General features: G+C 47.1%; 17 protein-coding genes. 16 read left to right on the plus strand and 1 reads right to left on the minus strand.

All coding sequences use genetic code 11. From position 1 onward, the window contains the following. Positions 1–489: 489 nt before the first annotated feature. The 11 genes from J1782_RS24090 (at position 490) to J1782_RS24140 (ending at position 7253) form a co-directional block, all read left to right on the plus strand. Complete coding sequence (locus tag J1782_RS24090) at positions 490–684, plus strand: hypothetical protein (protein ID WP_217154030.1); 195 nt, start codon at positions 490–492, stop codon at positions 682–684. A 237-nt stretch (positions 685–921) separates the two neighbouring features. Beyond that, entirely contained in the window at positions 922–1890 is a 969-nt protein-coding gene (locus J1782_RS24095; RefSeq protein ID WP_217154031.1) for a hypothetical protein, read from the plus strand. A gap of 100 nt (positions 1891–1990) precedes the next feature. Further along, the gene (locus tag J1782_RS24100; protein WP_217154032.1) at positions 1991–3199 is read left to right on the plus strand and encodes a conjugal transfer protein TraF; all 1209 of its coding nucleotides are present in this window, start codon (positions 1991–1993) and stop codon (positions 3197–3199) included. A gap of 49 nt (positions 3200–3248) precedes the next feature. Beyond that, positions 3249–3965, plus strand: coding sequence for a hypothetical protein (locus J1782_RS24105; protein ID WP_217154033.1), 717 nt, complete (start codon positions 3249–3251; stop codon positions 3963–3965). A 59-nt stretch (positions 3966–4024) separates the two neighbouring features. Further along, on the plus strand, positions 4025–4570 hold the full coding sequence (locus tag J1782_RS24110) for a hypothetical protein (protein WP_254303149.1): 546 nt from the start codon (positions 4025–4027) through the stop codon (positions 4568–4570). Between the two features lie 68 nt (positions 4571–4638). Further along, positions 4639–5292, plus strand: a complete 654-nt coding sequence (locus J1782_RS24115) for a hypothetical protein (RefSeq protein ID WP_217154034.1) — start codon at positions 4639–4641, stop codon at positions 5290–5292. Further along, positions 5289–5549 carry a hypothetical protein gene (locus J1782_RS24120; RefSeq protein ID WP_217154035.1) on the plus strand — a complete coding sequence of 87 codons (261 nt, stop codon included), beginning with the start codon at positions 5289–5291 and terminating at the stop codon, positions 5547–5549. The genes J1782_RS24115 and J1782_RS24120 overlap by 4 nt, the downstream gene beginning before the upstream one ends. Then, positions 5542–6027: a hypothetical protein gene (locus tag J1782_RS24125; protein ID WP_217154036.1), complete on the plus strand. Its 486-nt coding sequence runs from the start codon at positions 5542–5544 to the stop codon at positions 6025–6027. Before J1782_RS24120 ends, J1782_RS24125 begins: the two co-directional genes overlap by 8 nt. Further along, on the plus strand, positions 6024–6566 hold the full coding sequence (locus J1782_RS26595) for a hypothetical protein (protein WP_371819826.1): 543 nt from the start codon (positions 6024–6026) through the stop codon (positions 6564–6566). Before J1782_RS24125 ends, J1782_RS26595 begins: the two co-directional genes overlap by 4 nt. Before the next feature lies 1 nt (position 6567). Next, the gene (locus tag J1782_RS24135; RefSeq protein ID WP_217154037.1) at positions 6568–6774 is read left to right on the plus strand and encodes a hypothetical protein; all 207 of its coding nucleotides are present in this window, start codon (positions 6568–6570) and stop codon (positions 6772–6774) included. A 74-nt stretch (positions 6775–6848) separates the two neighbouring features. After that, on the plus strand, positions 6849–7253 hold the full coding sequence (locus J1782_RS24140) for a hypothetical protein (protein WP_217154038.1): 405 nt from the start codon (positions 6849–6851) through the stop codon (positions 7251–7253). 78 nt (positions 7254–7331) lie between these two features. Here J1782_RS24140 and J1782_RS24145 read toward each other — a convergent pair whose 3' ends face one another. Continuing rightward, on the minus strand, positions 7332–7772 hold the full coding sequence (locus tag J1782_RS24145; RefSeq protein ID WP_254303150.1) for an N-6 DNA methylase: 441 nt from the start codon (positions 7770–7772) through the stop codon (positions 7332–7334). Positions 7773–7800: 28 nt separating this feature from the next. On the opposite strand from J1782_RS24145, the gene J1782_RS24150 reads away from it, so the two are divergent. The 5 genes from J1782_RS24150 to J1782_RS24170 form a co-directional block, all read left to right on the plus strand. Next, positions 7801–8952 carry a site-specific integrase gene (locus J1782_RS24150; protein ID WP_217154040.1) on the plus strand — a complete coding sequence of 384 codons (1152 nt, stop codon included), beginning with the start codon at positions 7801–7803 and terminating at the stop codon, positions 8950–8952. A 4-nt stretch (positions 8953–8956) separates the two neighbouring features. Further along, positions 8957–10615: a hypothetical protein gene (locus tag J1782_RS24155; protein WP_217154041.1), complete on the plus strand. Its 1659-nt coding sequence runs from the start codon at positions 8957–8959 to the stop codon at positions 10613–10615. Continuing rightward, positions 10612–12456, plus strand: coding sequence for a site-specific integrase (locus J1782_RS24160; RefSeq protein ID WP_217154042.1), 1845 nt, complete (start codon positions 10612–10614; stop codon positions 12454–12456). Before J1782_RS24155 ends, J1782_RS24160 begins: the two co-directional genes overlap by 4 nt. Further along, positions 12437–12799 carry a TetR/AcrR family transcriptional regulator gene (locus J1782_RS24165; RefSeq protein ID WP_217154043.1) on the plus strand — a complete coding sequence of 121 codons (363 nt, stop codon included), beginning with the start codon at positions 12437–12439 and terminating at the stop codon, positions 12797–12799. The genes J1782_RS24160 and J1782_RS24165 overlap by 20 nt, the downstream gene beginning before the upstream one ends. A gap of 264 nt (positions 12800–13063) precedes the next feature. Further along, on the plus strand, positions 13064–15222 hold a 2159-nt coding region (locus J1782_RS24170), incomplete at its 3' end, for an AAA family ATPase (protein WP_217154044.1).

The following is a 15222-nucleotide window of genomic DNA, read 5'->3' on the forward strand; positions in this document are numbered from 1 at the left end:
GATCACCCCTGACACACTGGTCGTGTTTGCTATCATCTGTTGTATGCCAGTGTTGTTCAGACCCTTGACCAAAGTGATGTTTTTTCTCAGGCCCGCCCCCTTTGTGTTGATGAAAAAACGACACAGGGTCTGGCTGCACCTCAACCCCTGGCTCTGCGTCGGCCAGCCGGGTCTCAGTGACATTAACGCCTACTGGCGAGCCCTGACGGACACGCTCCGTACCGGCCTGTCGTCGCCCCACGGCACTCTCATCCTGTCATCGCATCTTCTCAGTTGCCGAAGAATAAAACGGTTAGTACAACGTTTCCCGGCAGGGAACTACAGGCACCGCATCCTGAGCCGGCCCGTTGGCCGCATTGAGCGGACAGGCCTTCAGCTAGACACATTCCTCAAGGAATGGCGCTGGTATTCCCCCTCTGGGCGCTGCGGTGTGCTTGTGATACGTAAAAAAGACAAGAGGCAATAACGACGATGCTGTCCTGGAAACTCATGAAAGCCACCGAACGTGCCTGCAGGAACATCTGCGAGGAGGAGGAAGCTGCCTTTCATTACAACTACAAACTGAACCGCTTTCACCGTCTGGCATTGTGGACCGAGGGATTTATTGCCGGCTGGTTACAGGAGGCGGAATGCAGGCCACTGTCTGCGCATTTTCGTTTGCGATTCAGGTGGTTGCGGCGCTAAATGGCCCCGATTCAGGCAACGGGCCGACACCCATAATTAATTTGCAAAAGTGAATAAACAATTTCCCGTTAAATCTTTTAATCAACGTATTCATATTGGTTACATGAGCCGTGTCGATCTGAACGATCGAAATTGTCCGTTATACATAGGCCACTTGTCCGATTACTGTATTCACATCGGATACAAATGAATGAAACACATTCAATACAACGCGCTATTTCAACATCGGGAAAAACCATGAACCTTAACGTCACATCATTGCTTTCGCGCCTGACGCTGGAACAGGACGATAAGCTCAGTGCTTTACTCAGCGCTGCCGCGACGGAAAGTAAAAAGTCCGGGGATCCTCTGGCCGTCAGATTTAAGCCAGGTATCCGAGAATATGTCACACAGGCGTCGGCAAAATTGGGGGTCTCCGCCTCCGAGTTCATCAATATTTTAATAGAAGGAGTGGTACGGGAAACCCTCTCGCCCTTCCAGACCCGGGCAACACTGGTCGTCGAACGCTTTCAGTTGCTCATGGGGGCGCACGGGCTAAACGTTACCGATGTCGCCACACTGCTGTCCCCTTGGAATATCGGCCTTAGCGTTTTGGAAAACCGGGAGAGAACGATGGATTATCTGACTGCTCCGTTGCTTTCAGAGATGGCCGACTGGTTTGGGGTTAATAAGGGATGGTTGCAGGGCGAAGTCGTCACACCAGGCCCTGCGCCCGGTAATATTCCGGACTGGCATACGCTGGCATTGAGAATAAATAAAGAGATTAGGGCATTTTCTGGCATAGGCTTGCCTCAGATTATTTTACTCCGGGACAAACTTGCTCCGCCGGTTGATAAACGCAGTCATGAAACACTAATAGGTGTTTGCCTCATTACGGCAAGATTAAAAAATGGTGTCCCGCTGCGCATTGTCCAGTATCTGGGCGAACAAATACCTTATGGCGGACATGAAGAGCTTATTTCAGATTTTCTCGCTTATTGTGGCGTAATTGAAAGAAAAGGGTTGGCCAGAGTCGCCACGCGCACAACAGACACTACAACATTATCTCTCCTCTCATCAGGGAAAGTATTACCCATTATGGCGGTGGACAAAATATTTAATTCCACGGACTTATCTGAATGGCAAACAGAAGAATTACTGCCACTCAGATTTCCAGAAAAATATGCAACACAGGAGTGGTTAAAAACAATAGATGACATGCTCTGATTAATTAATCCGGTATCACGTAAACAAACAAAATTTTATTGGTGCGCAAGCATCAGGGAATTCTTTTGCCTAAAAATCCTAAACTGAACAGGAAAATATCATGATGAAAGCCACATTAATCTCACGCTGCCTGCTGCTTACTGGCCTGGCCTCCTCACTGCCGGCAGCCCACGCGGCCGGTACCTGGTTTGAAGCGCGTAATGATGCAATGGGTGGCACCGGTGTAGCCTCGTCCAAATACGGCGCGGCTCCGTTCCTGAACCCAGCCCTGCTGACAAAAGCGACGCCTTCTGATGACCTCAGCATTATCCTGCCGGCGATAGGGGCTCAGGTCAGTGACCCGGATAACCTGCAGGACGGCTTCGATAGCATTAAACATGCCTGGGACAATCTGGAAAATACCACCAGCACAGGCAACAGTGCTTCAGCAGCAGCCCAACTCAGAAAATCCCTGACCGATATATCCGACCACAGCGGTCAGGCGAATGCCGGCGTCGGTGCCGCCATTGCCGTACCGAACACTACCCTGCCTTTTGCTCTCGTCGTAAAAGGCTGGGGAGAGGCCAAAGCGCGTGCGGTGGTGAGCGACAGTGATCTGGCCTATCTCGATGCGGTCGGCTCAGGTCTCGTTCAACCGGATAGAACCGCGTTAAACAACCTGACCTCCCGGGCGGAAGGAGTGGCAGCACTGGTAAGCGAATACGGCATTGCCATGGCACATCAGTTCACCCTCGTTGATATTCCGGTTTCCGTTGGTATCACTCCTAAACTCCAGCGGGTTGATACCTGGAATTATAACGTGGCCATTAATAACTACAGCACCTCTGATTTTCACAGCGGCGACTGGAAGCGTTCAGAGAGCGGTGCCAACGTTGACCTGGGTTTCTCAGCTGACCTGACGCCGGCGTGGACCGTCGCCCTGGCGACGCAAAACCTCGTGGCCCGCAGTGTCGCTACCCGTGAAATCAACGGCACACAGGACAGCTTCAAAATCCGCCCACAGGCCACCGCAGGCACCGCATGGAGTAACGGGTTCGTGACCTTTGCGGCCGACGTCGATATGACCCCCGAAAGCGGATTCGCTTCCGATGAAAAAAGACAATATGCCGGCGTCGGTGCCGAGCTTAATGCCTGGTCGTGGGCGCAGCTGCGTGCCGGCTATCGCGCTGACATGCGCAACAGTGACAACAATGTCGTGACGGCAGGTATCGGCATTTCACCGTTCGACCTGGTTCACCTCGACCTGACCGGGATGGCCGGGACAGACCGAACCTACGGTGCTGTAGCGCAGCTCTCTGTCACCTTCTGATACTTACGGGCATGTTCAACATGCCCTTTCCCTTCACCGGAGAAAGACCATGACAATCGTGAAAAAAAACCATTTATCTTCAGTTCTTTTAATCAGCGTAATACTGAGCATCATGCTATTGATTTCTGCAAATGCCCGAGCATCAACAGCCCCTGGTGCGGTTAAAAACACATTAGAGGAAGCACCCAACACACAGGCTTGTGCGCACTGTGTTTCATATGATGTTTCTGTTTGGATGTTTACTCCGACGCGCCCCGATGCCCTCAGAAATGTCCTTCAATCGCTTAACGCCCTACCCGAGAGAGAGTCTGATGAGGTCGAGGGCCAACGGGTAATTTCGCCCGATAAAAGCGCTGTCACTGCTGACACTTTTCGACAGTCAGGAACACTTGAGCCTTTAGCGTTTTGGCATGCAATGTCATATTTCGGAGAACCATTGCCTTTGGAACTAGTGTCGTCTGCTGGAGCTTTCCGCGCGGTGCTCAATACGAACGTTGTCCCCGTGCACTTAAAGCCAACCTCTAAAACTTTCACTCAAAAACTCATGATTTTCTCGGACTACGCAGATTCATCTTTTCAGTATCAGACGTTGTTGAATTTCCAGCTTGCAGCAGGCTTGCCAATCGGTCCCGACAATGAGGCTCATGACGTAGCTCGCAGCAGCGGGCGAGTGCTGCTTAAAAATGGCAGCGCGGTTTTGAATATTAATCGCGTGGGGAAAAGCTACATGATCTGGCTGGTCCACCTCACGGACTCCCGCCTCTAAATTGGTCAGGGGCAAGCACTGCGTGCCCCGCTTCCTCCTATCAGAAATGGAGATATATCATGGCAATATTAAATAAACTTCAGCTCCCTTCCGCTCTTCTGGTCGCCGCGTGTGCACTGAATATGACGGCATGCAGCAACAGCGACCTGAACACGTTTACACAGCAGGTCAGTCAACTGCGCTCTACTCTGTCCCCCTCAACACCGCCTGCCAATGCAGAAAAATCACCTGAATGGGGTGAAATTACTAAAACATTGATTGTCCGGGCGGATGTCGATACCGCCGCCGTCAGGCTGAAGCGTTACTACCACTTCACATCGAGTGATGAAATTGCCGCTGCCGGTAACAGCGGTAAAGGAAACTCAGGCTGGGTGGCCAGCGCAATGTCTGAAGGCACGGACTGGAGCGCCCAACCAGGTTCTTACTACCGGATGAGCCGGGTATGGGGGAAAGACGATCACCTGACACTTGAAGTCAGCCGCGAAGGTGGGAGCAGCCAGGTTATAGCGACTTACCGATCAACAGACCCAACCCATCTTAAAGAAGCCTGGACGAAAAAACTCTGGGGGCAAATTGGCCCAGTGGCAGAAGGGACAATTCGTTAGGCATCTTTTATCCATCAGAATCGTTGTCCGGCTTTTCGGGCATATTTTCTGCTCAGGAGATTATCTGTATGCAATATCTGGAAACTAAGTTAAACGGCATAAATCGCCGTATTGCGGAAGCCAATGAAATTGTAAAAAAACGCCATCGCTCAGTTCAGCGTGCAGAACGTAATCTTGAACACGCACAAAATGAGGCTTACAGCCTCTTCTGCGAGCGGGATTCCATTTTAATTGAATCATGGGGAAACAAACCCAACTGGCCATCTATTTTTGACAGCGATGACAATGAAACGCATGTGATGCGGGAATACAAACTGGCCTGGATTGAACAAGCCGGGCTGAATTTGAATGGCGGTTACAACATCAATACGAAACAACGCGGGTTTGCGATCTCATTCTCTTCCAATTCCCCAACTGAGCTTCAGCAAAAGATACAATTGGTTAAATTCACTCTTGAATATCTCAAATCTGATGAAAGGGATGAGAAAGTCATGTCGGTATTCAATCTGGGAAGTGAAGATTGCGCCTGGTCATTTTTTAGCAACCGGAGCACAGGAAAGTTTGGCCTGGCGAAAGAGAGATGGGGCCATAGAGTTTCACAGACAGACTTCGACTCACTGCATGACTGCCTGAACCATATCCAGTCTCTTTCAGATACCGATATCATCCCGGAAAATACTCACCTCTCCATGCCTGCCATGAAGGGGGAAACACAATCATGAACGCACGTAAACCTGCAGCCAAATTGCAATTGGGGTTCTCTCCGCTGAGCAAAGCTATCAGGTTAGCAAAAATGCGCGACGACGGTGAGGGTCAGCGAGTCCTCGTCAGCAACGATAAGGGCAGCGACGTGACAAATGAGGCAGCACAACTGGTTTGGCAATTGGTTATGTCGGAGGGTGGCGAAATTAGTTGGGGGTTACCTGACGGCAGTCGGATGGTACTCAAAGCCGAAAAAAGGGAACAACCTCATGATTGAGACAACCAAATACCAAATCGAACTCATGCAGCACGCACTAGGCATCAACGAGAATCGCCGCGAACCATATCGGAATTATTTTCTCGCCAGCGGCGGTCACAATGCTAATGCTGATCTGGAATCTCTCCATACTGCTGGCCTGATGACATCCTTCGCCGCTCCCTCATTCTGCGCTGAGGGTGATGTGGTTTACCACGTTACAGACGCTGGCCGGGCTATCGCCTTTGCATCACTACCCGCACCTAAAACACCCACTCGCTACGAAGAGTACCTGCATGCGGATTGCGGTTATTCGTTTGCAGAGTTTCTGGGCATTGATGTGCCAGAAATTGAATACGGCTCTTGGTATCCGAATCGGGGCAAATTCCGGATGGTTTCCCGCAGAGCTACCGGGGAATGGTGCGATACACAAAAAGAGGCTAAATCCAGCTACAAAGAAGCACTCAAAGCCAACAAAACACTTCGGGAGACGGTATGACTGAGACATCCGATATAGCTGCGCTGCGTGAATTCTTGGAATGCGAAATCATTCCTAATGAGATTATGCGTAACTTTGCAAATAAGGTAATTAACCAGCTCGAAGCTGAACGTCAGCGTGCAGAAAACTTAGACATCAGCGAAACACAGGTGATTGCGGAACGTGACGCTGCGGAAGAGGCACTGAGCGATATGTACGAAGCCGCTACTGGTCAACGCCCCGAGTGGAGCAACATGTTCCAGTTTGCTGACGCTGTCGAAAAAGTTGGGGCAGTACGCCAACAGGCTGATGATGCAGAACGCGCAAACCGCAATCAATACCGTGATTTGACTGCGGGGCACGAAGTTCAAAAAGGTTTGCGGGCAGAAATCGCAGAGCTGAAAGCCAAACTGGCCAATCCCGTTGAGTTGCATAACGAGCGCTTTGACTATCAAGACCCTGATGAATACGAGCAGGGATATGTCCGTGGATATAACGCCTCTCGCCTAAATTCCATTGCTGATATAGAAAAGTCCGGTTTTACGGTCAAGGGGGCGTGATATGCAAAAAACACAGATGCAATTAGCAAATCGCGCATGGCGAAAAGCAACACGAGAACTTGGTTGGCACACTGGATGGCGTGGCAGTAAGAAAGAGTGGAAATCGTTTTGTCACTCCAATGCTCATACCACAGTGACTGATGGCGGTGAGTTTTTCGATAATCAGGAATCCGCGGATGAATCCGTAGCCGTCGAACTTTCTTATTGAGATTAGACGTGATTAGCGTGACCGTTACGTTAATTATTAGTTTTATCGCATCGATATTTGTTAGGAGAGACCACATGACTTTTTTTCAAAACGAAAAATGGTTCCGAATTTTGTTCTGGGTATGGGCTGCTATATTGTTCGCTGGCGTCCGGCTTATTCTTGCAGTACCGCTGCGAAACCAGTGGGGGCCTCAGCAGCTCACGGCTGCGTGTACTGCAAATCTTTGTAGCGTGCTCTCGTTTGTTGGGGTGATATTGCCCCTGATCCCTGAGCGAAAGCGGTTAGCAGCACTTGGCCTGATGCCATTTATGCGTTTTGCAAGCAGATACCTGGTGCTGTCTCACCTGATGGTGGTCGTCCTGGCGGCCTTTATCGCAGTGAGTATCGTTCTTGACTGGAGCATTCAGGTTCAGGGAAGTGGCCTGACGTTTTTTATCGTAAGTTGTTTTTTGTTATTCCGATTTACGGTTAAGAATTAATACTAAGCCAATATAAATAATATTCGTCAGGATTTAAATTCATAGAAAAGCCTCTGCAATGCAGAGGCTTCGTTTATGTTATGCAATATCTAAAACGCTTTTTAGACGATATGACCAGTTCCCCAACCAATGCGCCGGGGTATGCATTACTCGCCGGCGTTCACCGTTCAGGGCGTTCCCTGTCACAACCTCTCCGGGGATACCCTTCAGCGATAACTGGATATAAGCCATTCCGGACGCCACCGGATCGATATCGGTACAGGAAACCCACAGATGCCGTTCTGGATTAAATCCCTTTTCCATGACGACCTCCGCAATAGCCAGGAGCATCCCGGCTGAACCACAAGCCGGTTCGTAAACGGTGAAAAAAGGCTTATCGGCCAGCAAGCTGCCGATATCATCCAGTTGCATTTCCGCCATCATACGGGAAACGCAAAATGGCGTGTTATGGACCTTGAAGTTTGTTAGGTTCTGGTCAAGGATTAATCTGATGGATATGCAGTACAGATCAGGAGCCATTTCGTTCAACTGAAAAGGGGCTGGCATCATGCTGCTGGTATGGGCTTCCAGTGATTTTTGTTTATCCGGTGTATCTTGCCCTGGATTCCCAATAATCCTTCACGACACTATGGATAGTTGCAGGGAGGTCAACATTTTTCTGCGGCATCATCTGAGCCGGGGCAGTATCAGTTCTCATCATACGTGGCGTGCTGCAGGACAGGCACTCTATGACTACTTCAGTTTTCTTCAGGTACACAGTCTACAATGGAAGACTGTTTCACCGGCAATTGGCGTAAACCTAACCGACAGTTACCGTCTCTGGAGTTTCAGCCATGTCGGCCTTTCCCGAAACACGGTCAGCCAACGGCTGCATTTCATCTGCCAGTTTTATGAGTTTGCGCTTCAGCAAGGCTGGATAACTCATTTACCCTGGCACAACGAATCACGGGTCACAGTCAGATCGCCAACTTTTCTGGCTCATACGGAGGCTTCTAGCGGCAAGACAACCACAAGAAATGTGATGCCCCGTCGATGGCGGCAGCTTCCGACATTTCTGTCTTCCGAGCAAATTCACTCATTGATTACAACCACTCGTAATCCACACCACCGGATGCTGTTGTTGATGGCCCTGAACACTGGCCTTCGCCGCGAAGAGCTGGCCTCATTTCCCTTGGCGTATATATCGACGTCCTGTACACCATCAGCAGAAATACATGGCAATATTCGAATATCTCTTTCCCCAACTGATGGTTATGGGATGCGCACTAAAGGGATGAAACCCAGGGATATTTATATTAGCCAACTCTTTTATCGGAACATCTGCGACTATATCCGCCTTCGCCGATACGAACGAGCATCACTCTCACCTTCTTGCCAGCAAGCCCTATTCTTGAATCACAGCGGGTTACCCTACGCCGATGGCGGAAAACACCTAGACAGAGTTGTCAGAGAAATCGGGCACAAGGCAGGCATAGAGGTTAATACTCATATGCTCAGACACACCTGGGCAACTCATACGCTGTCCCTGCTTCAACAACAGCGAGATAAAAATCGTATCGAGCCAGTCGTGTTCATTCAGCAGCAACTGGGTCACAGCTCCATTAATACTACTATGCGTTATCTTCATCTAATTAACACACTCGCAGAGGATGCCATTTTGCAGTACAGCGATATCCTCAACATTGAAAGCGGAGACTAACGATATGGGACGGCGTAAACTGTTCACCCGAACTACGCTGACAGCAGCTAAATTCCTGTCTCGTGACATTCCTGCCGGAAACCCACTCCGCCCATCGGTTACCGTCGTCTCGTTTCCAGGAAATCCGACCACCAATAGGCATTATGATTTCGCCCCCTGGTATGGTGTAGGAATTGACAACATAACTGCGGGCTGGCAGCAACAAACTGAACGATTTCTTGCCGGGCTGGACAATGACGTCGCAGTCACAACAGTTGTTAATTACTGTTGTATTGGTGGGCGCAACTTTCTGGAGTTCATGGTACTAAGCAGCCAGACTGCCCAGCATGAACTAACACTAAACGATATCAGTCGAAACACGATAGATGGTTTTCTCTTTTTTCTTCGCCAGAAAAATATCTCAATGCTTAGTCAGCGAGCAATATATAGCGCCTGTCGTTCAGTGTTGACCGCTATAGGGCTACGAGGAAAAATAAACCTTACGCTTCGTGGGCGCCCTGATTTACTCACGTTTCCGCCCAACCCATTTCCAGGCTGTAACCGCCGTGCCCGTGGAGAGTCTCCCCTGACACGGCCTCAGCGACGAGCATTTGCCACAGCATTAAAATCCGCCGTCAGTCCGCTGATGACCCTATCGTCTTCTCCGGGTCCCGATTTACTCAGTTACGCGCTCCTGGTTATTGCCTTACACACTGGACGCAATACTACGCCATTGTTAGAGCTAACCCCAAGTTGCCTCATTCCCCATCCCCGGGAAGGTCTGATGTTTCTCCAGCTTAATAAGCGACGAGGTCACTCCGAAGACAAAGTGGTGATCCGACAGGAAGCGACTCAAGACGATACATCTTGGCCAGCAATACGGCTTACCGTTGCCCGGCTAATCAGGAACGTCATCAGGCTAACAGAACCACTTCGTGATGAAGCGCCTCCCCATCTGAAATCGTCTCTCTGGCTGTATCGGGTGCCAGCCGGTCCCACCAGTGGACAACTCACCACACTGACATCCTCAGTACTATTGCACCACACTGATAAACTGATAAAACACGCCAACCTTACTGATGATAACGGTAACTGGTTGCGACTGAATGTCAGCCGTTTGCGTAAAACGTTTATCAACAAGGTTTACGAGATCCTCGATGAAGATCTCATTGCAACCGCCGCAGCCGCTGGCAACAGTCCGCAGGTTACTGCACATAATTATCTCCGCCCACCGGAAAAGGCCAAACTCCGCTGGCAAAAGATGGGGCGCATACTGACAACTGAACTGCTCAGTGTCTCTCGTGAAAATTTAGCTCAGACACCTGCAGGTCGTTGTCGTGACCGCCGTAATGGAGAATACGCACCGACAACGACAGGAGCTCAGTGCTACTCTTTTCTCAACTGCCTACGCTGCCGCCACTATGTAGTTACGGCCGATGATCTACATCGAGTATTCAGTTTCTTCTGGCGAGTATTGTACGAACGTAACCGTGTAAGCAAACACTGCTGGAAGCAGTACTATGCCTATATTCCGCGCCTTATCGAACGGACCGTGATAATACCCGGGATACAGCATGGCATCTTTCGACAGTCTGACGTAGACCAGGCCCGTGAGGCTGCCCGGCATTCACCACATCCATTCTGGTCATATGAACGCCCGCTGGCCTGGCTGGAAAAACAATGAACATTCCACAGACAGCCCCTTTCCTTGGTCAATCTGACGTGCCAGGCAGCACAGTAGTATCTCGCATCCATATAAACGGAAATTGGATTACGCTAAGCCTGTACCAAGATGATGAGTGGCAATTCAACGACGCTCCAACCAACACAAGTCGGTTCCGGCGATATATTCGTTTTGCAAAAATTCCCACCGTTTTCCGGGCAACATTGAAGTACCTGTCATGGCACTGGTTATCTCACGGACGTGCGGGGAAGATTCGCCCAAGGCCAGGAACAGTGGCAGCTTTTATTCTAGAGATTCATTTTTTCCTGCACTGGCTCTCCGCTCAGAATATATGCACTCTGAACCAGGTCACTGTAGAGCTCTGTCTGACATGGGCCAGAGAACTTCAGCAATACCAAAGTATTAAAACAGGCAAGACGTTGAAGCCAGCAACGTTATCTCGCCGCCTAGCTGCGCTCGAAACACTGTTTGAACTGGGGCAGTTTGCCCCTGAACACATGATCCCACACCCATGGCCCGGTACATCTTCCCATCGGTTAGCCCGGATGAATAACAAAACTATCACGATGCATAAAACTCCTCTCATGCCTGATTTAGTTTTTACAGCATTGTTCCAGCACGCTTGGAAAAAAGTAAAACAGGCTGATGAATTACTTCGACACCGTGAGGCACTCCTGTATGCCAGCAAGTCTGTTGCAGATAAATGCCCCTCAACCCGAGCTATTGCACGCAATACCTGCCTGAAGACCCGAGGATGGAGCCACGGACTGACTTCGCTATATCAGGATCTGCATCATCTTGGAACTGCCTGTTACATTGTTATCGCAAGTCTATCCGGTTGTCGGAATCACGAACTGGCCTGGTTACAGACGGGTGCCTGTTACCGCATCCGACATGAAAACGGCGATATACTGTGGTGGATGCGTTCTCGCTCAACAAAAACCGGAGAAGGTCAGACTGAATGGATGATCCCTCCTGCTGCTGTAAGGGCGATCAGGGTGGCTGAAAGACTGGCAGCACCACTTCAAAAGGAGTTGCAAATAGAAATACGACAAAAAGAGCAGGCTAATCCGCACGACCCAGAGATCCTCGAAGCCAGACGCCATCAGGGAGCCATTTTTCTGGGAAGACATCCCCGCACAAGACAAGTCAGGACATTAGGCGGTGGGCAATGGAATTCACGTCTGAAAGCGTTTTGCCAGACTCACGAGATTCCATGGACGATCAGCACGCACCAGTTCCGACGTAAATTTGCGAACTATGCAGCGCAAAGTCAGTTCGGTGATCTTCGTTATCTCCGCGAACATTTTAAACATTGGTCAATGGACATGACGCTGAGATATGCCATGAGCGACCGACAGGAAATGACACTGTTAAGTGAAATAGAAGGTGACGTAGAAACGCTGAAAATAACGCTGATAGACAACTGGCTTCAGGCAGTAACACCTCTGGCCGGTGGTTATGGCAAAAATCTTATGCACTGGAGACAGACTACACCGTCTCATATTTTCCACAGCCACGAACATATGCTCCGTTCTATGGCCGAAAGTACATCTATCCGCAGCAATGGGCATGCATGGTGTACCGCTGATAATCGACGATGTTCAGGCAACTCTCCACAGAATATGCTGCGCTGTGGTAAATGTAGTAACGCGGTGATCGACTCTTCACACCTTTCTGTATACCAGCAGTTATATGACGACTTAAGTTCATTGAAAACCCGTGTCCATCACCCAATCGCATTGCATCATCTCTTTGAGGATATCAGGCACTGCAAGAGCGTGATGAAGTCTCTTGGTATTCCTCTCAGTGATGGGGACGATGATGAATCAACAACATAAACCAGCACATATCCGCCAACAGAAACTTCTGCAAATAATCCGCAGTCTAGTACTCAGGAAGCAAACACTTAGTATTTCCAGAGTGGCGCGTGAGGCTGGCATAAGCCCATCGCTGATTCACAATCATTACCCAGATATCGCGGCAAAAATCAGACAGATAACAGGTTACCCACCACAAAAATCCGAAAGTACGTTAAGGAAAAAACTTCACGACACAGAGACTCAAAATCGTGCGCTACGGGAAGAAATACACCATTTGCGTTTGCAGATATCACAACTATCTTCCATAAATGAAATGCTAAATAGCCAGCTTTGCAACGAACTTAATCCTAAAGGCAGGTAAATTGCTTACTCATTTACTCTTGTTAAGTTGCTACCCCCCTTCGCCCCAGTATTTTCGCCAACACTTATAAGAGGGTAGAACCTCGTTCCCCATAGCTAAAATGTCGGTCGGCAGCAATAGATTTAGTGTTGCAACTCATTCCCTTAGCATTGTTAATTGGATTTCAGCTCTCAATTCGTCAAAACGACAGTTGACCAACCTTTATTAACTAATGTAATTTAATTAAAAATCAATGGGAGTTATAGTTTACTGAGGAGAAAGTAAGTGATAACTAATATCGTACTAAATAACATTGCAAGTTACAAATCAAAAGCAGAGCTAAAAACAGACAAAAAGGTTAATATAATATATGGATTGAATGGTTCAGGGAAAAGTACTTTTTCTAATTATTTTTATGACCCTCAAAGCACAAAATACGAACACTGCTCTCACATCGGGGATTACGACACAATTCTTGTTTACAATCAAAAGTTCATTCAAGATAACTTTTATTCGAAAGACACTCTAAGCGGTATATTTAGTTTATCCAAGGAAAATAAAGAAGCAAAGGAGAAGGTAGAAGAGTTAACTCTAAAATTAGAAGAAATATCCAAACAGAAGCAACAGTTACGGAAAGATATAGTTAAACAACAATCTAATATCAGTGATGCGAAAGAAAAAGCGCAAAATAAAACATGGGAGATAAAAACCAGTTATACCGGTGGCGACCGAGTGCTTGAATTTTGTCTAAAAGGGAAAATGGGCAGCAAAGAATCTCTTTTCAATAATCTTTGCCTGATACCTATGCCTACATCCAAACCGTCCAAGACCATTGCAAACCTCAAAGATGAAGCTAATGCTATAGATGGTGATGCTGCAGTTAAACACTCAACCCTTAGCACATTTAACTCATTTATATTATCTCCAGAAGATACCCTTTCTTTGAATGAAATTATTGTAGGTAGTAATGACAGTCCAGTATCAAAACTTATCGGTAAGCTAAAAAATTCCGATTGGGTGAGCGACGGTCTAAAATATTTGGACCAAATTGATGGGCCTCAATGTCCATTCTGTCAGGCTGATACGATTACCGAACAACTAGCTAAAAATATTCGTGATTACTTTGATGAATCGTATCAAAATAGTATAATTGAAATTAAATCGATCCAAACGCGATATACTTCCATTGTTGAGAGTATTCCGAAGTTAGACGACTATAAAAATAGTCAATTTTCTAGTGGCTATCTAGCTCAGTTAAATGAATATCACGCCCAGTTATCAAAGGATGCAGAAGCAAATCTTGAGTTAATCAAGCAAAAAGTTTCTAACCCTAGCCTACAAGTTACATTACATGATATTTCCGCAACGGTGTCAGCATTTAATTTGGTTGTAGAGTCAATTAACAAGCTTATAGTTACACATAACTCCAAGATCGACAATTCAGCAAATGAATTAGCAAATATCAAAACTGATTTTTGGAAAATATTACGATATGAATATGATCAAACAATCAGTAACTTCAATGCCATTCAAAGTGAAGCAGAAAAAATAATAACTGAAAAAACAAAAGATGAAACTGCAAAAACAGAGCTAGAAAGGACAACAAATTCGGATAGAGTCGAACATCAAAAATCCACAGTTAATATTGATGAGGCGATAATTAATATCAACCAAGGTTTAACCGATATAGGAATTACAGATTTCTACATAGAAAAACATGAAGGTGACCTATATCGTTTAGTTCGCACTGACTCTCACTTAAAAATCTTCTCATCATTAAGTGAAGGTGAGAAAATGATCATCAGTTTATTATATTTTAGAGAGCTATTCAGAGGTAAACAAAGCGCAACTGAAGGTAACGTGAGAAAAATTGCAGTTATTGACGATCCTGTATCCAGTTTGTCACATATCTTTGTTTACAATATAGGCCAGTTACTCAAAAATGATTTTTTCAACTCAAAAGACATTGAGCAAGTATTCGTATTATCTCACAGTCTGTACTTTTTCTATGAACTTGCTGATGCAAATCATGATAGAAGGAAAGAGAGCCAAAGCTTATTCCGTTTTTCTAAAAACTCAAATGGCAGTTCAATTAGTTCAATAAAATATGATGAGATACAAAATGATTATCAATCATACTGGTCTGTAATTAATGATGATAAACAACCCCCAGCGTTGATCGCTAACTGTATGAGGAATGTAATTGAATATTTCTTTAACTTTGTACAGAAGGCAGATCTCAGTAATGTAATACAAAAACCTGAATTGAAAAATCCACGATTCCAGTCATTTTTACGTTACATCAATCGTGAGTCACATTCGTTAGGCCAGAATATCTTTGATTTCAAAGAGTTCAACTACGACGATTTTAAAGAGGGTTTGAGATTGCTCTTTGAACATACAGGTTATCCCGAACACTATAAAAAAATGTCTAAAATCAATAT

Origin of the sequence: Rahnella sp. BCC 1045 (assembly GCF_019049615.1) — a bacterium.
GTDB classification, from domain to species: Bacteria; Pseudomonadota; Gammaproteobacteria; order Enterobacterales; family Enterobacteriaceae; genus Rahnella; species Rahnella contaminans.